Raw genomic sequence first — 18,296 nt, 5'->3', positions numbered from 1 at the left:
CCTTGCGGAACACAAATGGAACAGATAGTGTCTGTTCTGTATTTGTTTCACCAATTGGGGCACTGCAATATGCTGACGCGCAAGCAACAGGAACTGCTTCTGTTCATCCACGAACGGATGAAGGAATCGGGCGTCCCTCCGTCATTTGACGAAATGAAGGATGCGCTCGACCTCGCCTCGAAGTCGGGCATCCATCGGTTGATCACCGCGCTTGAGGAGCGCGGCTTCATCCGCCGCCTGCCGAACCGCGCCCGCGCGCTCGAAGTGATCAAGCTGCCCGAGGCCTATACGTCGAGCTTGCAGCCACGCCGGGGCTTCTCGCCAAGCGTGATTGAAGGCAGCCTCGGCAAGACACCTGCCGTCGCGTCTAAGGCCGTTGAGGACACGTCGAATTCGGTCAGCGTTCCCGTCATGGGCCGCATCGCCGCCGGCGTGCCGATCTCCGCGATCCAGAACAACACCCACGACATCACCGTTCCCGCGGAGATGCTTGGCGCCGGCGAGCACTATGCGCTCGAGGTCAGGGGTGACTCGATGATCGAGGCCGGCATTCTCGACGGCGACACCGTCATCATCCGCAACGCCGCAAGCGCCAATCCGGGCGACATTATCGTCGCGCTGGTCGACGAGGAGGAAGCGACCCTGAAGCGCTTCCGTCGTCGCGGCGCCTCGATCGCGCTGGAAGCTGCCAATCCAGCCTATGAAACCCGAATCTTCCCGCCGGATCGGGTCAAGATCCAGGGCAAGCTGGTCGGTCTCATTCGCCGCTATCATTGACGTCATCCCGGACCCTCACGACCCCTGGATGCTTCGCAGGATCAACAGGTTTCGGCGAGTTCGGACTGCCCGGCATGCCCGGCTCGAGAAAGCGGTTGGTGCGCCAGTCATAGAGACGGTGAACGGACCAGGGGCGCAAATCCTCGGATAAGGATGTGGTCACAACCACCTCGCGAATGTCCAGGCGTCCGAGGTGTAACTCCACCGCGCCCGTGGCCCTGAGCGTTTCGGCAGTGAACAGCCGCGCGCCGGAGCGGCAAGAGGGAAAGGCCATACGGCGAGCGGTGACGACGATGTCCGCCGTGTCGCAGGCGGGGCCGACAAAGGCAGTTTCGTCTACCGTCGCGATCGTCCAGCCACCGCTCAACCGCGCCACACACCAGGCTTTGGGTTCGCAACGAAAACGCGCCACCCCATCGTCCTGCAAGGCCGTTTGCATCCGCTTGCCCACTGCGATCAGTTCATCGTTCGACCACTGCCGCTCCTGGCGACGGGTGTCTGTTTGTGGTCTATCAGCCCCCACAGCAGACGGGGCAGATGCGCGGTGCGGCAGCGGTTTTGCTTCGGTCTGGATGCTGAGCTCTTCCGGGGCGACATGCTCGTCGAGGCCGAGTGCGGCACGCCATTGCTCAAAAACGAAACGCGGCGGGCGGACGCGATTGGTCGCAAGCCGCCTCTCCGCCACGCGCAGACCGACCAGCCCTCCATCCTCCGAGATCACCACCTCCGCCGGCGCATGCGCTGGCGCCATTGCGACTATGGTGATGCTGCCAGCAAACAGCACCGTTCCGACGTGGCGCAAGCGTGTCCGCAACAGCGTCATAAGCAGCAAACCAGTCGCAGCCGACGGTAGAAACCACGCCGGCATCCGGGTAAATCCGATCGCGTCGTCCCATCCGGCCACGGCCCGGGCAATCAAAAGGACCCAGTCGAGACCGAGCCCCATCAGCCAAAGCAGCGGGGCATCGAGCCCGAAGGGCATAAGCAGCATCGCGCCGAGCCCGGCCGGCATGACCATAAGGGAGATGATCGGCATGGCCGCCAGATTGGCCTCCATGCCGTGCGGCGCCAACCGGTGGAAGTGAGCGATGGCGAAGATGGCGGTCGACAGGCCACCGATCAGCGAGGTGAGAAATGTCGCGCCGATCAGTCGGCCCGTGGCCCCGAGCAAGCCTGCGCCGGGAAATTTGAATTTGAGAGCATTACGCCGCGGCCGTGCCCGCCACGCCGCATAGCCGGCAATCAGCGCCGCCGTCGCGCCGAATGACATCTGAAAGCTCGGCCCCATCACCGCCGAAGGTGTAATGGCGATGATGACGATCGCCGCGATCGCCAGATTACGCAGACTGACCGCTGGGCGGTCAAACAACACCGCGACGAGCATGATCGCGGTCATCACGAAGGCTCTGACAGCGGACACCTGATGGCCGGAGATCAGGAGATATGCGAAGGCGGCCATCAGCGCGCCCGCAGCAGCCAGCTTCTTGATCGCAAACCCCTGGGCGACCCCCGGCAGGAGGCTGAGCAGCATGCGCAACCCAACGAAGAAGATGCCCGAGGCGAGCGCCATGTGAAGGCCGGAGATCGCGGTGATATGGGCAAGGCCCGAAAGCCGCAACGCTTCTGTCGTCGCGCGTGACATGGAGCGCCGCTCGCCAGTGATGATTGCCGTGGCGAAGGCGCCCGCATCGCCACCAATGACATTGCGGAGACGTTCCGATATACCGTCGCGCAGGGAAAAGAGCCAACGCTCGCCGATCGACCAATCCCCCTCCTCGCCCAATTCCGCTGCTGATCCCAACCCCTGTGGGGCCCCGAGGAAGAATCCGACGGCACCAACCCCGTCGAAATAGTTGGCGAAGGCGAAATCGTTGAGGCCGGGCAAAGCCGGTCCGGAGGGTGGTGAAAGCCTGGCCCTGCCCGTCAACCGCTCCCCAAGCAGGACCGGCTGATGCCTGCCCCGTGCCACCAGCGAAACCCGTTCGGGCGGACGCTTCAGCCGTGGTTCGGCGGTGGATGAGAGGCGCAGGACATAGCGCCATTCACCGTTCGCGCCGGGCTCGCGGCGCTCGACGATGCCGGTCAATACCGTCGTTACGCCGGTATCGAGGATCGTCGTTGCCATACGACGCGACTCGAAGTCGGCCGCAAGCATGCCCGCCAGCCACAGCGACACCGCGGCAAGACCGCAGCGCCCCACCCGCCGCCCCGATCCGGCAAGGGCGAAGACTGCAACCGCAATGAAAAACAGGACCGCAATGACCAGTGTGGGCGCCGGCCGACCGAGCGAAAACCAGCACACCGCGCCAACACCGAGGAAGACCGGCACAAAGAGGAAGAAATGACCATGGTCCTCCTCCTGGCCGAGTGCTGTGGAAAAGCGTTCCCGGCTCCTTCGCGACAGGGCCCGCACACGCACCGAGAAACCAGCGGTGGTCCGACGACGAGCCGGCCCAACAGGGAACATGACACACGGAATGACCGGCGGGGTTGGCACCCCATCGCCCCTTGTCGCCGAACCTTGTCGATCGGACAGAACCTCCACGTTCCGCTCCCTCACCGCCGCATCCGCGCCGGTTCTAGCCGGAGACCGGAGGCGTCTTGGCGCCGCGCCAAACTAACAAGCTATGCGTGTTCAGGAAAGCTATCTCCCGTCAAAATTATTCAATCGATTTAGCCCAAACCAATTCATGTTTCAGGGCCTTTCGCGACGCACAATTTGCCCTTCGGATAGCTTGGCATTAACTTCCGGATCATATAGCTACATCCCTACGCTTAACCCCAAGGCGCCCTTTCGGACGCCTTCCCGCCAATTCCGGAGGATTAGCATGACGGACAAAAGCGCTTCTTTGAAACTCGGGGAAACATCGGTCGACCTGACCGTGAAGACCGGTACGATCGGGCCCGATGTCATCGACATCGGCGCCCTTTACAAGAACACCGGCGCCTTCACTTACGACCCGGGCTTCACCTCTACGGCGTCCTGCGAATCCAAGATCACCTACATCGACGGCGATGAAGGCGTTCTGCTGCACCGCGGCTATCCGATCGAACAGCTCGCCGAAAAAGGCGACTTCCTCGAAGTCTGCTACCTGCTGCTCTACGGCGAACTGCCGACCGCCGTGCAGAAGAAGGATTTCGACTATCGCGTCACGCACCACACCATGGTGCATGAGCAGATGTCCAAGTTCTTCTCCGGCTATCGCCGTGACGCCCACCCGATGGCTGTCATGGTCGGCACCGTCGGCGCCTTGTCCGCCTTCTACCACGACTCCACCGACATCACCGATCCGCATCAGCGCATGGTCGCCTCGCTGCGCATGATCGCCAAGATGCCGACGATCGCCGCAATGGCCTATAAGTACCACATCGGCCAACCCTTCGTTTATCCGCGCAACAATCTCGATTATGCTGCGAACTTCCTGCACATGTGCTTTGCCGTACCGTGCGACGATTACAAGGTGAATCCGGTTCTGGCTCGCGCCATGGATCGCATCTTCATCCTGCATGCCGACCACGAGCAGAACGCATCGACCTCGACCGTTCGCCTCGCAGGCTCCTCGGGCGCCAACCCGTTCGCCTGCATCGCGGCCGGCATTGCCTGCCTCTGGGGCCCGGCCCACGGCGGCGCCAACGAGGCAGCCCTCAACATGCTGCAGGAAATCGGCACCGTTGACCGCATTCCCGAATACATCGCCCGCGCCAAGGACAAGAACGATCCGTTCCGTCTGATGGGCTTTGGTCATCGCGTGTACAAGAACTACGACCCGCGCGCCAAGATCATGCAGAAGACCATGTACGAAGTGCTGGAAGCCACCGGCCATTCGGATGATCCGCTAATGCAGGTCGCACTCGAGCTCGAAAAGATCGCGCTCAACGATCCCTACTTCAAGGAAAAGAAGCTCTACCCGAACGTCGACTTCTACTCGGGTATCACGCTTCGCGCCCTCGGCTTCCCGACGACCATGTTCACCGTTCTCTTCGCTCTCGCCCGCACCGTCGGCTGGATCGCCCAGTGGAACGAGATGATCGAGGATCCGCAGCAGCGCATCGGCCGTCCGCGTCAGCTCTACACCGGCGCACCGAAGCGCGATTATACACCGGTTTCGCAGCGCTGAGCGCAGCAGAGCCCAGTCAAGTGAAAAGCCGTCGGAGCAATCCGGCGGCTTTTTTCTTGGGTTTGCGCCTTCTTTGGTCTGCCTCCGGCCTGCTTCAGAGACGAGCCGCCAACTGCCGGCGGTAGATGATCTTCTCAAACTCGCTCACCGCCAGCAGGCCGGAGGCCAGGACAAGCAACCACAGCCATTGCTCCGGCGAGATTGGAGCAACGCCAAGGAGGTTGTTCAAGCCCGGCATATACATGGCACCCATATGCAATGCCTGCGAACCGATAATTCCGATCAACAGGAATGGGTTCGAGAGCAATGATTGACGAAAGACAGATCGCCGCTCCGAGCGGCTGTTGATGCACTGGAAGTTCTCAAACAGCACAAAGAGCACAAGCAGAAGGTTGCGCGCGGCAAACTCACTGGTTCCGGTCGAAATCAACCAATAGAAAAGGCCAAAGCCGCCGCCTCCCATCAGCAGCGTCGCCACGACGATTCTGCGGATCATCAGCGGGTCGAACAGCGATTCCTCAGGCCGGCGCACCGGACGCTGAAGCTCATCACCTTCCGCCGGTTCCGTCACCAGGGCTACATCCTGGCCGCCGTTGGTGACGAGGTTCAGCCAGAGAAGCTGCACCGCCGTCAGCGGCATCGGTGTGCCAAGGATCATGGCGAAAAGGAAAATCAGCACTTCCGCCGCACCGGTCGACACCAGCATGAACACGACCTTGCGAATATTGCTGTAGGCGACCCGCCCTTCACGGATGCCAGCGACGATCGACGCGAAATTGTCGTCGGTCAGGATAATGTCTGCGCTCTCCTTGGCGACATCCGTTCCAGCCCGCCCCATCGCCACGCCGACATGCGCGTGCTTGAGCGCCGGCGCGTCATTCACCCCGTCTCCAGTCACCGCCACATAATGCCCGTTGCGGGCGAGCGAGCGGACGACGGCGAGCTTGTGGTCGGGCTTCATCCGGGCAAACACGCGCACATGCCGAGTGAGTTCGTCGAGCACACTTTCCCCAACTGCCAGCGCCTCGGCGACCTGATCGCCGGTCGCGACGTCCTCGGGCGCGAACACGAGCCCGGCCTCGCGGGCGATCACGGTTGCCGTCCGCGGATCGTCGCCAGTAATCACCGCCACTTCGATGCCGGCGGTACGGCAGGCGGCAAGTGCCGCCGGCACCTCCGGCCGAATCGGGTCCTGCATCCCGGCAAAGCCAAGAAAATTGAGGTCGAACAGCATGTGGTCGCCATAATCGCCATTGCAGCTATGGGCCAAGCGGCCCTCGGCGAAGGCCAGGACCCTGAGCCCCCTACGCGTCATCGCATCCATCTGCCGATGTAACAGCGCATGATCGACCGGCACCGTCTGGTCCCCGACCTGCATGGTGCCGCACATGGTCCTCAGCATTTCCGGCGCGCCCTTGACGAAGATATGCACATGGTCCTTGTCCAAATGGAAGGATGCCGCATATTTCAGTTCAGGCTCGTAGGGGATGCGCTTCTCAAGCCGGTATCGGTCCATCAGATCTCGCTTGCTGAGCCCGCCCTTGTGGGCCGCCGCCAGTAGCGCGACGTCCACCGTATCCCCCATCTGGTCCAAACCACCGCCGTGGTTGCGAGTGATTTCGCCTTCGTTCGGAAGGGAGGCGGCAAGCAACAGACGCTGGACCGCCTGGGTCGCCGGACCGTGTGCGCCGTCACCGTTGTGGATCCCGCCGGCAATGGGGTCGGCACCGGTATCGAACAGCCAATGGCTGTCGTCTGGCAGACATATGTCGGTGACCGTCAGTTCGTTGAGCGTCAGCGTACCGGTCTTGTCGGTTGCGATCATGGTGCAGGAGCCGAGCGACTCGACCGCCGGCAGATTACGCACCACGACATTGACCTTCGCCATCCGGCGCATGCCGATCGCCAGCGCCACCGTGATGGCGATCGGCAAGCCCTCCGGGATGGCGCTGACGGCAAGCCCGATCGACATGGTGAGCAATTCGCCGATCGGCATCTGTCGCCAGAGCCCGACGGCAATCAGGAAGACGATGGCCACCCCGACCGACACCGCGATCAGCCGGGTGAAATCCTCCATACGGATCATCAGCGGCGGCTTGGCGCTCGACCGCTCCTGGATGGCCCCCGCAATGCGCCCGAGTTCGGTCCGGCTGCCGGTCGCCACCACCAGACCGCGGGCCCGCCCCCGTGTCACGATCGTTCCGGCAAAGACCAGATCGCCAGCATCCTTGGCAACTGCGCGCGACTCGCCGGTGTGTGCGGCCTCGTCGCATTGCAGACCGTTTACGTCGATGAGGTGGATGTCGGCCGGCACGCGTTCACCCGATTCCAGCAGAACCAGATCGTCAGGCACCAGCCCGGCCGCATCGATCGTCTGGCGCGCACCGTCGCGGATCACCGTCGCATGCGGCTGTTCCAGCGCCCGCAGCGCCGCCGCCGATTTACCCGCCGAATATTCCTGGATCGCTCCGACAATCCCATTGAGCATCAACACAACGGCGATGAACAGCGCGTCGGTGATCTCGCTGATCAGCGCCGAGAGCACGGCGGACCCCATGAGAATATAGATCAGCGGGCTGAGGAACTGTAGAGCGAGAACCTTGATGAAAGATGGGCTTGCGCCGACAGGCAGGCGGTTTGGCCCGAACCGTTCGAGCGCACGCGCGGCCTGCTCCCCGGTCAGGCCGGTCGCCCTATCCGCTTGTCTTCTGCCGTTATCGATATCAATCATCCCAGCTCCCATGCGGTGGCGAAGTAGCCCGAGGCCACCATCTTGCATCTTGTATGTACCTATAATGATCGCGTCATTACTTCTCCATTTCGAAATCCACGAACATCATCGAACGACGGCGCAAACGCCGCGTCACCGAAGGCGGCTTCCCCGCGATGCGCGGCCGGCCGCCGCCTTTTCACTGAACATGCCTTCATTTCCGCAACGGATTGTTTTAAGGAACGTCAACCGCTTCGCCGTCTGCGAAGGCCCGTAATGAGGTAATTGAGTTCCGATGCTCGAAGTTCTGAGAAAAGCTGCCCATACCCTGGTCGCCAAACTGCTGATGCTCCTCTTGGTCGCGTCCTTCGGGATCTGGGGCATTTCCGCATCACTCTTCAGCGCGGCAACGGACACCGTCATCAGTGTTGGCGACCAACAGGTCTCCGCCAGCGAGTTCCGTCTTGCCTACCAGCGCCAGCTTTCCGACCTAGGCCGCCGCTTCGGGACCCAGCTCACCACGGAACAGGCCAAGGCGCTCGGCGTGCCGAACCAGGTCTATGCCCAGCTCGCCGCTGGTGCCGCCCTCGACCAGTTGTCCGAGGACATGAACCTCGGCCTGTCCAAGGACCGTCTCGCCCAGTTGATCGCCGAGGATCCGGCCTTCAAGACAGAGAGCGGCCAGTTCGACCGTAATCTCTTCACCACGCGGCTGCGCAATGCCGGCCTGCGCGAAGATGACTATATCCTGGAGCGCTCCAAGGTGGCCATCCGCAGTCAGATCGTCGAGGCGACCTCCGACGGTTTCGTCGCCCCGCACGTACTTGTCGATGCCCTCAAGGCCTATCGCAATGAAAGCCGCGCTATCAGCTATCTTCTGCTGACCAATGCCAATATCGACCCGATCAAGGCCGCCGACGATGCGACCCTCGCCGCATGGTTCGAAACGGTCAAGGCACGGTATCGCGCGCCGGAATACCGTAGCTTTTCCTATGTAAAACTCGAACCGACCGACATAGCCGACAAGGCGGCGGTTCCCGACGCGGCGATCAGCCAGGATTACGAGGCTCATAAGAAGAACTACGAGATTGCTGGAACCCGCACGATCGAGCAGCTGACCTTCGAGACCCGGGAAATGGCAGAGGCCGCAGCGACGGAATTGAAGTCTGGCACCAGTTTCGATCAGCTGGTCGCCGATCAGGGCAAGACCGCAAGTGACGTACTTCTTGGCGATTTCACCCGTGAAAAGCTTCCCGATCCCGTGCTTGCCGCCGCTGCATTCGCCATCACCAAGGAAGGCGGCACGACCGACGTCGTTGATGGCGCGCTCGGGCCGGTCATTCTCCGTATAACCAATGTCAAGGAAGGCCGCACCCGTCCTCTGGACGAGGTCAAGGATGAAATCCGAGAGGCGCTGGCCGAAGCGGCCGCGATCGAGGATATCGCCAGCATGCATGACCAGTTCGAGGATCTGCGCGCCGGTGGCTCGACACTTGAGGAGGCGGCCAGCCAGCTCAAACTCAAGGCAATCTCCGTCAAGGCGGCCGACCGCAACGGTAAGGACGAGAGCGGTAGCGACGTTCCCGACCTGCCCGAACGTGCCGCGCTCATGGCCGAAGTGTTCACGACCGACGTCGGCGTCGAGGCCTTACCGATCAATACTGGCAAGGATGGTTATATCTGGCTCGAAGTGAAAGACATCTTCGCCGAGCACGATCGTTCCCTCGATGAGGTCCGCGAGAAGGCGACGGCCGACTGGGTCGCCGAGCAGCAAAAGACCGCACTCGGCGCCAAGGCCGAAAGCCTAAAGGAACGTGCTGCCAAGGGCGAAACGCTTGACGTGATCGCCGCCGAACTTGGCATCGCGGTCGAGACCAAGGCCGGCATCCGCCGCCAGACTGAAGACGCGGTCCTCGGTCCGGCAGCCATAATCGCCGCCTTCTCCGGCCCGGTCGGCACAGTGGCTAGCGCGACGGGCGGTGATCCGGAAACCCAGATCCTGCTCAAGGTGACGGACGTCCAGGATCAGCCGAGGACTGATGCCCTTGCGAACGACGACGCTCAAATCACCCAAATTGCCAAGGCCGCCGGTGACGACATTCTCGACCAGATGGTCAACCGGTTGCAGAATGACTATGGCGTGACGATTAACCAGCAGCTCGCCGAACAGGCGATGGTCCGCTGAGGACGGGGGAGTTTAACATATGTCCGGTCTGAAGCCCTATATCGCCAAAGTCGCAACCCGCCATGCTCTCACCCGCGAGGAAGCGAGCGGCGCCTTCGAAGTCCTGATGTCGGGCGAGGCCAGCATGGCCCAGATCGGCGGTTTTCTGATGGCGCTGCGCGTCCGTGGAGAAACCGTTGACGAGATCGCCGGCGCTGTTTCCATCATGCGCTCCAAGATGGTCCCCGTCGACGCTCCGGCCGATGCTATCGACATCGTTGGTACCGGTGGCGATGGCACAAATACCTACAACATCTCGACACTGGCGGCCCTGATCGTCGCCGGTGCGGGCGTGCCGGTTGCCAAACATGGCAACCGTGCCCTCAGTTCCAAGTCGGGCGCCGCCGACAGCCTTTCTGCTCTTGGCGTGCGTCTCGACATTGACCCGGAAACCATTGCCCGCTGTATTCGCGAAGCCGGTATCGGCTTCATGTTTGCCCAGCTTCATCATCCGGCCATGCGCCATGTCGGCGCGGCCCGCGTCGAGCTCGGAACCCGGACAATCTTCAACATCGTCGGTCCGCTTTCGAGCCCCGCCAGCGTCAAGCGCCAACTGTTCGGCGTCTATTCGCCGGAATGGCTGCTGCCCGGTGCCGAGGCCCTTCGCGATCTGGGGCTGGAAAGTGCCTGGGTCGTCCATGGCAGCGGTCTAGACGAGATCACCACCACCGGCCCGACCCAGGTCGCGGCCCTGAAGGACGGCGAGATCACGACCTTCGAACTGACACCGGAGGACTTCGGCGTACCCACCGTTACACTCGACGCGATCCGCGGCGGTGATGGTGCCTTCAATGCGGCAGCGCTCAAAGCCGTGCTTGACGGCGCGAAAAACGCCTATCGCGACGTGGCGCTCTGCAACGCCGCCGCCTCGCTGATCGTCGCCGGCAAGGCGACCAGCGTTCGCGAGGGCATGACGCTGGCATCGCAGTCGCTCGACAGCGGCTCCGCCGCCCAGGCGCTCGAAAAACTGATCGCCATTTCCAACCAGGCACCACGGGACTGACACGAAAGCCATGGCAGACATCCTCAAGCGTATCGAAATCTACAAGCGCGAAGAGATCGCCGCCGCGAAGGCCGTTCGCTCGCTTGCCGACCTCAAGGCGCTTGCCGCAGAACAGGCCGCCCCGCGCGGCTTCCATCGCGCGCTTGCCACGCGCCACGCGGCCGGCGATTTCGGTCTGATCGCCGAGATCAAGAAGGCCAGTCCCTCCAAGGGCCTGATCCGCCCGGATTTCGATCCGCCTGCCCTTGCCGCGGCCTATGAGGCCGGCGGTGCCGCCTGCCTTTCCGTGCTGACGGATACGCCAAGCTTCCAAGGCTCGCTTGACTATCTGGTCCAGGCCCGCGCCGCCTGCGCCCTTCCGGCCTTGCGCAAGGACTTCATGTTCGAGCCCTACCAAGTGCATGAGGCCCGCGCCTATGGGGCCGACTGCATTCTGCTGATCATGGCCTCCCTGTCCGACGACGAAGCTAGGCGGCTCGAGGATGAGGCCTTTGCGCTTGGCATGGACGTGCTGATCGAGGTGCATGACGAAGAAGAACTCGAACGGGCGGTGAAGCTCGGCTCGCCGATGATCGGGATCAACAATCGCAATCTGCGCACCTTCGAGGTCAGCCTATCGGTCAGCGAACGGCTGGCGCCCATGGTTCCGTCCGACCGCCTGCTGGTCGGAGAGAGCGGCATATTCACCTTCGAGGACTGCCAGCGTCTGCAATCCTGCGGTATCTCCACCTTCCTTGTCGGCGAGAGCCTGATGCGTCAGGCGGATGTGGCAGCCGCCACCCGTCTGCTGCTGACCGGCCAGCCCCCGGCCCAGGTCGCCTGATGACCGGCCTCACCCACATAAACGCCTCTGGCGAGGCGCATATGGTGGATGTCGGCGACAAGGCCGAAACGGCCCGCAGCGCGACCGCCGAAGGTTATGTCAAAATGGCGCAGGCGACACTGGATCTGATCCGCGCCGGCAATGCCAAGAAGGGCGATGTGATCGCTACCGCGCGGATCGCCGGCATCATGGCCGCCAAGCAAACCGCAAGCCTCATTCCGCTCTGCCATCCGCTGATGCTGAGCAAGGTCACCGTGGAGATCGAAGAAGACCCAGCCCTGCCCGGCCTTCGCATCAGCGCGACCGCCAAGTTGACCGGCAAGACCGGCGTCGAGATGGAAGCGTTGACGGCTGTCTCCGTCGCCTGCCTGACGGTCTACGACATGGCAAAAGCAACAGACAAGGCCATGGAGATCGGCGGCGTCCGGCTTCTCGAAAAGACCGGCGGCAAGTCAGGCACATTCCACCGTCCGGAGGCAGGTTGATGTCGTTGCTCTCGGTCGAAGAGGCCCAGGACAGACTGCTGAACGCCACAGCGCCGATCGATCGTCGCGAGCCGCTGGCACTCGGCGAGGCCGATGGCCGCGTGCTTGCCGCCGACATCAAAGCAAGATTGACCCAGCCACCGTTCGACGCCTCCGCCATGGATGGCTATGCGCTGCGCGCCGCAGACGCGCCGGAGCCCGGTGCAAGCCTTAAGGTAATAGGCACCTCGGCCGCCGGTCACGGCTTTGCCGGCACGGTCGGTCCGGGTGAAACCGTGCGCATTTTCACCGGGGCTCCGGTTCCGAAGGGTGCGGATGCGATACTGATCCAGGAGGACGCGGAAAAGCTGGACGATCATGCGATCCGCACGACCTTTCCGGTAATGGCCGGTCGACACATCCGGCCACGCGGGCAGGATTTCGCTGAAGGCGAGACGGTGCTTTCGGCCGGAACGCGGCTCGATTTCAGCCGGTTGATGCTGGTCGCGGCAATGAACCACCCGACAGTCGAGGTCTTCGCCCGACCACGGGTCGCTATTCTCGCCACCGGCGACGAACTGGTGCCGCCCGGCACAACCCCGGGGCCGCATCAGATCATCGGCTCCAGCACCTTCGGCATCGCCGCGCTTGCCCGTCAGGCCGGTGCGGAGGTGATCGACCTCGGCATCGTGCCGGATGACCGCGCCGAGATCACCGCCGCCGTCGAAAAGGCCAAGACCGCTCAGGTCGATGTTCTGGTGACGCTCGGCGGCGCCTCGGTCGGCGACCATGACCTCGTCCAGTCGACGCTGCTCGCCGCCGGCATGCGGCTCGACTTCTGGAGGATCGCCATGCGCCCGGGCAAGCCACTGATGGTCGGCGATCTCCATGGTATGCGTGTTCTCGGCCTGCCCGGCAACCCGGTTTCCTCCATGGTCTGTGGCCTGCTGTTCCTCGAACCACTGCTGGCAAGGCTGACTGGGCGTCCGTCGTCGGCGCGTCTGGCCTCGGCGCGGACCACGACCGCGCTTGCGCCGAACGACAAACGGCAGGACTATCTGCGAGCGCGGCTGTCGCGCAATGCTGAAGGTGAACTCCTGGTGGAGAGCTACGGCAAGCAGGATTCGTCGATGATGAAAATCTTTGCCAATTCCGACTGCCTGATCATCCGCCCACCGCACGCGCCGGAACATCCGGCCGGAGCGGAAACGCCGGTGCTCCTGTTGCGCGCACTCGATTTTTGAGGGGGTACGATGGGCGAGCCGGTAAACCCACCGACGGAACGCCCCGCTGCCTTGATGGCCCCTTCCGCGTTGATCGGCCTCCTGGCCGGTGTGGCCGTTCTGCTGGCGACACTGCTGATCGCGCCACCCGCCGGCCTGACAACCCAAGGCTGGCACACCCTGGGGTTAGCGCTGCTGATGGCGATCTGGTGGTCGACGGAACCGATACCGATCGGGATCACCGCGATCTTGCCACTCATCCTGCTTCCGCTGATTGGGGAGGGCGAGATCAATGCCGCTGCCTCGCCCTATGCCAATCCGCTGGTATTTCTTTTCCTCGGCGGCTTTTTGCTGTCCGCCGGCGTCAAGCGCTGGGGCCTCCACCGGCGGCTTGCCTATTCGGTCGTGCATGCGATCGGCACCGAACCGCGCCGTCTTGTGCTCGGCTTCATGGTCGCCACCGGCACGATCTCCATGTGGATCAGCAATACGGCGGCCATCGTGCTGATGCTGCCGGTCGCGACGTCTGTCATATCCGCCCTGGCGGAGGGGCACGGCGCCGATGACGAGAATGTCCACCGCTTCTCCCGCGCGCTGTTGCTCGGTCTTGCCTACGGCGCGAGCATCGGCGGAATCGGCACGCTGATCGGCACTCCGCCCAATGCTCTCCTGGCCGGCTACCTCTCCGAAAGCCACGGCATCGATCTGTCCTTTGCCGCCTGGGCCGCCGTAGGTATTCCGCTCGTCATAGTCTTCCTGCCGATCGGCTGGCTGGTACTGACGCGTCTCGCCTTTCCCGTCAGCGCCGAGTTCTCCGCCTCGATGAAGGCCGACGCCGTGGTGTCGCGGCTGGCCAGCGGCACGCCCGCGAGCCCGGCCGAATGGCGGATCGCCATTGTTTTCCTGACGGCTGCGGTGCTGTGGATCACCCGGCCATTGCTCAACGCCATTCCGGGTCTTCAAAACCTCAGTGATCCCGGCATCGCCTTGGCCTGCGCCCTTGCGCTCTTCCTGATCCCGAACGGACTTGCCGGACGCAACCAGTTCTTGTTGCGCTGGCAGGACGCCCAGCAGATCCCCTGGAGCGTTTTGCTGCTCTTCGGCGGCGGGCTGTCTCTCGCCTCGGCGATGGATAGAAGCGGCCTTGCGCAATGGATCGGCGCCGCGCTTGCCGGACTGGACGGACTGTCGCCTTTCGCCTTCCTGCTGATACTGACACTCACCGTCGTGCTGCTGACCGAGCTTGCCAGCAATACCGCGACGGTCGCGGCCCTACTGCCGATCGTCGCCACCATGGCGGCGGCGACCGGCATCGATCTCGTCGTGCTTGCCTCCGCCGTGGCGCTCGCCGCCAGTTGTGCCTTCATGCTGCCGGTCGCCACCCCGCCGAACGCGATCGTCTTTTCGACTGGTGAATTGCGTGTCGCCGACATGATGAAGGCGGGTGTTTACATGAACATCATCTCGGTCATCCTGGTCGCGGCTGGCGCCCTCACCCTGGGGCCAGTCCTCTCGGTCCTTCGCTAGATCAGGCGCCTTACCGCGCCGACAACGCGAGCGGACAGATCCCAAACGCACCTCAGCGGCAGAGAGTCGAATTTCCCCTCGCGAAAAATGCACGACGCACGACACGGTGATAGATCAGACACCGCATTTTAACGCTGCATCGTTACAGTGCAAAAAAAATTCAAATTTGCAGTGACCCTACTGCATCCGGAGAAAAGAAGCATGACCCTGAATTCCCCCAGCGGATTTTCCGCTCGGTTTATACATATATTGACGAACAGAGACGGTAATTTCGCTATCCTTACAGCCCTTATACTGCCGATCTTGTTGATCGCCGCAGGCGGCGCGGTGGACGTGGCCCGCGCCTTCGCCGAAAAGGAACGTTTGCAAGGTCTGATCGACGCCGCAGTGCTCGCTGCCGCAGGCACGACAGACAAAAACGCCCGCTTTGCTATCGCATCTGCAATGCTGTCCAAAGCCAGTGACGAGCCCCTCGACATAGAAGATGTCCTGCTTGCGGAGAATGCTGACGGGAGCCTGACGGGCACCTATAGCGGCTCGATAAAGACCAACTTCCTGCAACTGGCCGGCCTCCCCTCCTTCGACCTTAAAGTCTCGGCGACGGCACTCGCCAGCGAGGAGAGCGCCGCAAGCACGGACTGCATCTACGTCCTTGCCAGCCAGGGACAGGACGTGCTGATCAATTCCGGCGCCAATATCTATTCCAAGACCTGCCGTGTGAACGTGCACTCCAAGGCGTCGCCTGCTTTCATTATGAACTCCGGCGCAAAGATCGATACCGCGAAATTCTGTGTCAAGGGCACAAACTACATCAAGAACGGCGGCACGCTTAGCAATCTGGAAGTGGGCTGTACGCCCGCCGCTGATCCCTATGCCGGCACGCTGCCGGAACCAATGGTCTCTTCGAGCTGCACCACAAGCGGCACCATGGACGGGCAGAGGATCACGCTGAAGCCCGGCGTGCATTGCGCGACCACCTTCAACGGAAGCCCAACAATCACCTTCCAGCCAGGCCTGCATATTATCAAGGGCCGCATGATCATCAACAGCGGCGCAACCGTGAACGCGCAAGGTGTCAGCTTCTACTTCCCTGACGTCAACTCCGAGATCCGCGCCAACGGCGAGCTTACATTCACGGCTACAGCGCCGACCACCGGGACCTACAAGGGCCTTTTGATGTTCGAGAAAACCAGCGACGCCTCGAACAACGCCAATAAACAGCAATATATCTTCAACGGTTCCAAGGGGGAAATTCTAGAGGGCATCATCTATCTGCCCAACCGGAACGTGACCTACAACTCCACCACCAATCAGGTAAACCGCATCACGTTGGTCGTGAACCAGATGATTATGAACTCCTCCAACTGGCTGCTGGAACCCTATACCAGCGGCTCTAGCACCCCCTCCACCGGCGCTTATGTGCGACTGATCCAGTAAGCCGCAGACCGCAGCTGAAACACGGCAAAAGTCCGGCATAAGCCGGACTTTTGCTTTTCTGACTGCGACCGGAACAAATGCCCCTGTCGCAGCGACCTATCACTTTTCCGGTGTCAACGTTACCGAAGTGCCAGTGGCGGCGAGGTTGAGGCCGAGCTGGCCGGTAACGCTCACCGTCTGCAACTGGATCGAACCGGAGGTCCCGCCGACCAGTACATTGGCGCCAACGCCCGCTCCAACGGTCGCCTCAACGCTCGCGCCCTGATAGAGGCCGCCGAGCGAGCCCTGGTGGTAGCCGGCGGTCGGGGCGAAAACAGCCCAGACCAGCTTAGAGCGCGTGGTGAAACCGACATCGACGCCCATCTTGCGAATCGTGCCGGAATAGCGGTCTTGCGCCTCGCCACCCATAACCGAGGAAAACACGCACTCTGCCTGCTTGGCCGAGCCGAGCACGTAGCCGACGCCGCCGGCCACATCGCAAGTCAAATAGCCGATCTTCACACCGTCGACCCGGTCGGTCTCCTGGTAGACCGGAACCGGCTCGCGCGCCGTGACCACGTCGGCGGAAACGGCCATGCCGGCTGACAGCAGCACGGGCAGTGCGGCGATCGCCATGGTGATTGTCTTATTCATCTCGGAATTCCCTTTGTCATTTCATTTTCCGCCTGCGCCGGTCGGCCGATGCAGGGGTGTACTCTGGTCAACGCACGTGGCGAAAGAATGATCCAATGACGGCGGCAAAAGGGCGCCCGTGCCAGTGGAAAGGCGCACACTTCGCGTATCGCGCAGAGCGCAAGCGTTCCGGCCGGGCCGGCCTCCCTCGGCATACGGCATCCCCCCAATTCCATCGCAGGGATCAGACGGATCGGCGCGGAAGATCCACAGCATTCATGAGTTTTATTCCAGACGGAGCGGGCGGCGACATGAACGGCTTTAAACGACGCTGACCTGATCCCGGCCGCCCCGTTTCGAGCGATAGAGACCGTCATCGGCGCGCCGCAAGACGGCCTCGTATGACACGTCTGGCGGCGAGAACTCAGTCAGACCACCGCTGATCGTGCAGATCCGCTTGAATGTCTCCTCAAGCCGGGACGAAATGAGATGACGCAGCCTGTCCGCAACGATGATGCCATGGTCATGGCGCGTGGCCGGCATCAGGACGACAAACTCGTCGCCTCCAAGGCGCGCGATATAATCGCACTTGCGCAACTCTTGCCGACACACATCGGCAACCGCGACCAAGACATGATCACCCACCTGATGGCCCAGATGGTCATTGATCGTCTTGAAGTTATCGATATCGAACATCAGTACCGATGTCGGAATGCGATTCCGAGTAAACAGCTCGAAGTGCTGAGCCAGGACCTCCAGCAATTTCCTACGATTGAAGACGCCGGTCAGTGGGCACGTCTCGCTTTGAATGCGCAACCGTTTTTCGACAGCGTTTTTCTCAGTGATATTGCTCGCAATCCAGACGACGGCGTCTTCGCCGTCGACGAGAAAATCAAGCGCCTGTATGCGTCCCTCAAACCAGATCGGAGCGTCTGGCCCTGAATCCTCAAGCCCTTTCACATCATTACCCGAAAGGCTGTATTCAACGATGCGCAAGGCCCTTGAATCGAGTGCTTCCCTGACCTGCAGGGTGAACCATCGCGCCTTTTCATGGGCGATGACGTCAAAAAGACTTTGCCCTATCAAACTGCTTCCGTCGTGATAGTAGCGCGCGTCAGACCCACCAAAGATCGCGGCATAACGCCCACTTCGAGTCAGGACAAATGCCGGATCCGGCAAAGCAGACAGAATGGAATGCAATTCTTCACGCGAAAACGGCACCCTGCCTTTAATTCGAGTGTCTGCGAAACAAGGGCTCTGCGGTACGGCCATGCTTGTTACATCCCGTTGTTGTCGCAGCCGGCATCCTCCTCCAAGGCTGTTGATCCGACTGCGCTCCAGCAATTACGCCAGCCTTTTATACCCTGGAAATCCTTAG

At 62.0% G+C, this 18,296-nt stretch carries 13 protein-coding genes; 9 read left to right on the top strand and 4 right to left on the bottom strand.

The genetic code is table 11. The features are described from left to right. Positions 1-69 precede the first annotated feature (69 nt). Complete coding sequence (gene lexA / locus RNA01_RS00955; protein WP_147178250.1) at positions 70-777, top strand: transcriptional repressor LexA; 708 nt, start codon at positions 70-72, stop codon at positions 775-777. On the opposite strand, the gene RNA01_RS00950 is transcribed toward lexA, so the two are convergent. Further along, positions 758-3,196, bottom strand: coding sequence for a ComEC/Rec2 family competence protein (locus RNA01_RS00950; RefSeq protein WP_235916338.1), 2,439 nt, complete (start codon positions 3,194-3,196; stop codon positions 758-760). The genes lexA and RNA01_RS00950 overlap by 20 nt on opposite strands. 409 nt (positions 3,197-3,605) lie before the next feature. On the opposite strand from RNA01_RS00950, the gene gltA reads away from it, so the two are divergent. Beyond that, the gene (gene gltA / locus RNA01_RS00945; protein WP_147178003.1) at positions 3,606-4,895 is read left to right on the top strand and encodes a citrate synthase; all 1,290 of its coding nucleotides are present in this window, start codon (positions 3,606-3,608) and stop codon (positions 4,893-4,895) included. A gap of 94 nt (positions 4,896-4,989) precedes the next feature. Here the strand turns inward: gltA and RNA01_RS00940 are convergent, their stop codons facing one another. Next, on the bottom strand, positions 4,990-7,626 hold the full coding sequence (locus RNA01_RS00940; RefSeq protein ID WP_235916336.1) for a cation-translocating P-type ATPase: 2,637 nt from the start codon (positions 7,624-7,626) through the stop codon (positions 4,990-4,992). 274 nt (positions 7,627-7,900) lie between these two features. Between RNA01_RS00940 and RNA01_RS00935 the strand changes: the two genes are divergently transcribed. From RNA01_RS00935 to RNA01_RS00905, 7 genes are all read left to right on the top strand, one after another. Then, positions 7,901-9,790, top strand: coding sequence for a peptidylprolyl isomerase (locus RNA01_RS00935; RefSeq protein WP_147178001.1), 1,890 nt, complete (start codon positions 7,901-7,903; stop codon positions 9,788-9,790). Positions 9,791-9,809: 19 nt separating this feature from the next. Beyond that, on the top strand, positions 9,810-10,832 hold the full coding sequence (trpD, locus tag RNA01_RS00930; RefSeq protein ID WP_147177999.1) for an anthranilate phosphoribosyltransferase: 1,023 nt from the start codon (positions 9,810-9,812) through the stop codon (positions 10,830-10,832). Positions 10,833-10,842: 10 nt separating this feature from the next. Then, complete coding sequence (trpC, locus tag RNA01_RS00925) at positions 10,843-11,655, top strand: indole-3-glycerol phosphate synthase TrpC (protein ID WP_147177997.1); 813 nt, start codon at positions 10,843-10,845, stop codon at positions 11,653-11,655. Next, positions 11,655-12,140: a cyclic pyranopterin monophosphate synthase MoaC gene (gene moaC / locus RNA01_RS00920; RefSeq protein WP_147177995.1), complete on the top strand. Its 486-nt coding sequence runs from the start codon at positions 11,655-11,657 to the stop codon at positions 12,138-12,140. The genes trpC and moaC overlap by 1 nt, the downstream gene beginning before the upstream one ends. Continuing rightward, a complete protein-coding gene (locus RNA01_RS00915) occupies positions 12,140-13,363 on the top strand; it encodes a molybdopterin molybdotransferase MoeA (protein WP_147177993.1) in 1,224 nt (407 codons plus the stop codon). The genes moaC and RNA01_RS00915 overlap by 1 nt, the downstream gene beginning before the upstream one ends. A gap of 9 nt (positions 13,364-13,372) precedes the next feature. After that, entirely contained in the window at positions 13,373-14,869 is a 1,497-nt protein-coding gene (locus RNA01_RS00910; protein ID WP_210245721.1) for an SLC13 family permease, read from the top strand. Between the two features lie 201 nt (positions 14,870-15,070). Beyond that, on the top strand, positions 15,071-16,306 hold the full coding sequence (locus RNA01_RS00905; RefSeq protein WP_147177991.1) for a TadE/TadG family type IV pilus assembly protein: 1,236 nt from the start codon (positions 15,071-15,073) through the stop codon (positions 16,304-16,306). A gap of 99 nt (positions 16,307-16,405) precedes the next feature. On the opposite strand, the gene RNA01_RS00900 is transcribed toward RNA01_RS00905, so the two are convergent. After that, positions 16,406-16,939, bottom strand: a complete 534-nt coding sequence (locus RNA01_RS00900; protein WP_147177989.1) for a DUF992 domain-containing protein — start codon at positions 16,937-16,939, stop codon at positions 16,406-16,408. A 300-nt stretch (positions 16,940-17,239) separates the two neighbouring features. Beyond that, the gene (locus RNA01_RS00895; protein ID WP_147177987.1) at positions 17,240-18,190 is read right to left on the bottom strand and encodes a GGDEF domain-containing protein; all 951 of its coding nucleotides are present in this window, start codon (positions 18,188-18,190) and stop codon (positions 17,240-17,242) included. Positions 18,191-18,296 lie beyond the last annotated feature (106 nt).

Origin of the sequence: Paenirhizobium naphthalenivorans (assembly GCF_007992095.1) — a bacterium.
GTDB classification, from domain to species: domain Bacteria; phylum Pseudomonadota; class Alphaproteobacteria; order Rhizobiales; family Rhizobiaceae; genus Allorhizobium; species Allorhizobium naphthalenivorans.
This window is presented reverse-complemented; position numbering and strand designations above follow the sequence as displayed.

What these genes read in the sequence shown, in the direction of transcription:
- RNA01_RS00935 (WP_147178001.1), top strand. Translation starts at nt 7,901, where the DNA reads ATGCTCGAAGTTCTGAGAAAAGCTGCCCATACCCTGGTCGCCAAACTG.
- RNA01_RS00915 (WP_147177993.1), top strand. Translation starts at nt 12,140, where the DNA reads ATGTCGTTGCTCTCGGTCGAAGAGGCCCAGGACAGACTGCTGAACGCC.
- RNA01_RS00895 (WP_147177987.1), bottom strand. Translation starts at nt 18,190, where the DNA reads ATGGCCGTACCGCAGAGCCCTTGTTTCGCAGACACTCGAATTAAAGGC.
- RNA01_RS00905 (WP_147177991.1), top strand. Translation starts at nt 15,071, where the DNA reads ATGACCCTGAATTCCCCCAGCGGATTTTCCGCTCGGTTTATACATATA.
- gltA (WP_147178003.1), top strand. Translation starts at nt 3,606, where the DNA reads ATGACGGACAAAAGCGCTTCTTTGAAACTCGGGGAAACATCGGTCGAC.
- RNA01_RS00910 (WP_210245721.1), top strand. Translation starts at nt 13,373, where the DNA reads ATGGGCGAGCCGGTAAACCCACCGACGGAACGCCCCGCTGCCTTGATG.
- trpD (WP_147177999.1), top strand. Translation starts at nt 9,810, where the DNA reads ATGTCCGGTCTGAAGCCCTATATCGCCAAAGTCGCAACCCGCCATGCT.
- trpC (WP_147177997.1), top strand. Translation starts at nt 10,843, where the DNA reads ATGGCAGACATCCTCAAGCGTATCGAAATCTACAAGCGCGAAGAGATC.
- RNA01_RS00940 (WP_235916336.1), bottom strand. Translation starts at nt 7,626, where the DNA reads ATGATTGATATCGATAACGGCAGAAGACAAGCGGATAGGGCGACCGGC.
- moaC (WP_147177995.1), top strand. Translation starts at nt 11,655, where the DNA reads ATGACCGGCCTCACCCACATAAACGCCTCTGGCGAGGCGCATATGGTG.
- lexA (WP_147178250.1), top strand. Translation starts at nt 70, where the DNA reads ATGCTGACGCGCAAGCAACAGGAACTGCTTCTGTTCATCCACGAACGG.
- RNA01_RS00900 (WP_147177989.1), bottom strand. Translation starts at nt 16,939, where the DNA reads ATGAATAAGACAATCACCATGGCGATCGCCGCACTGCCCGTGCTGCTG.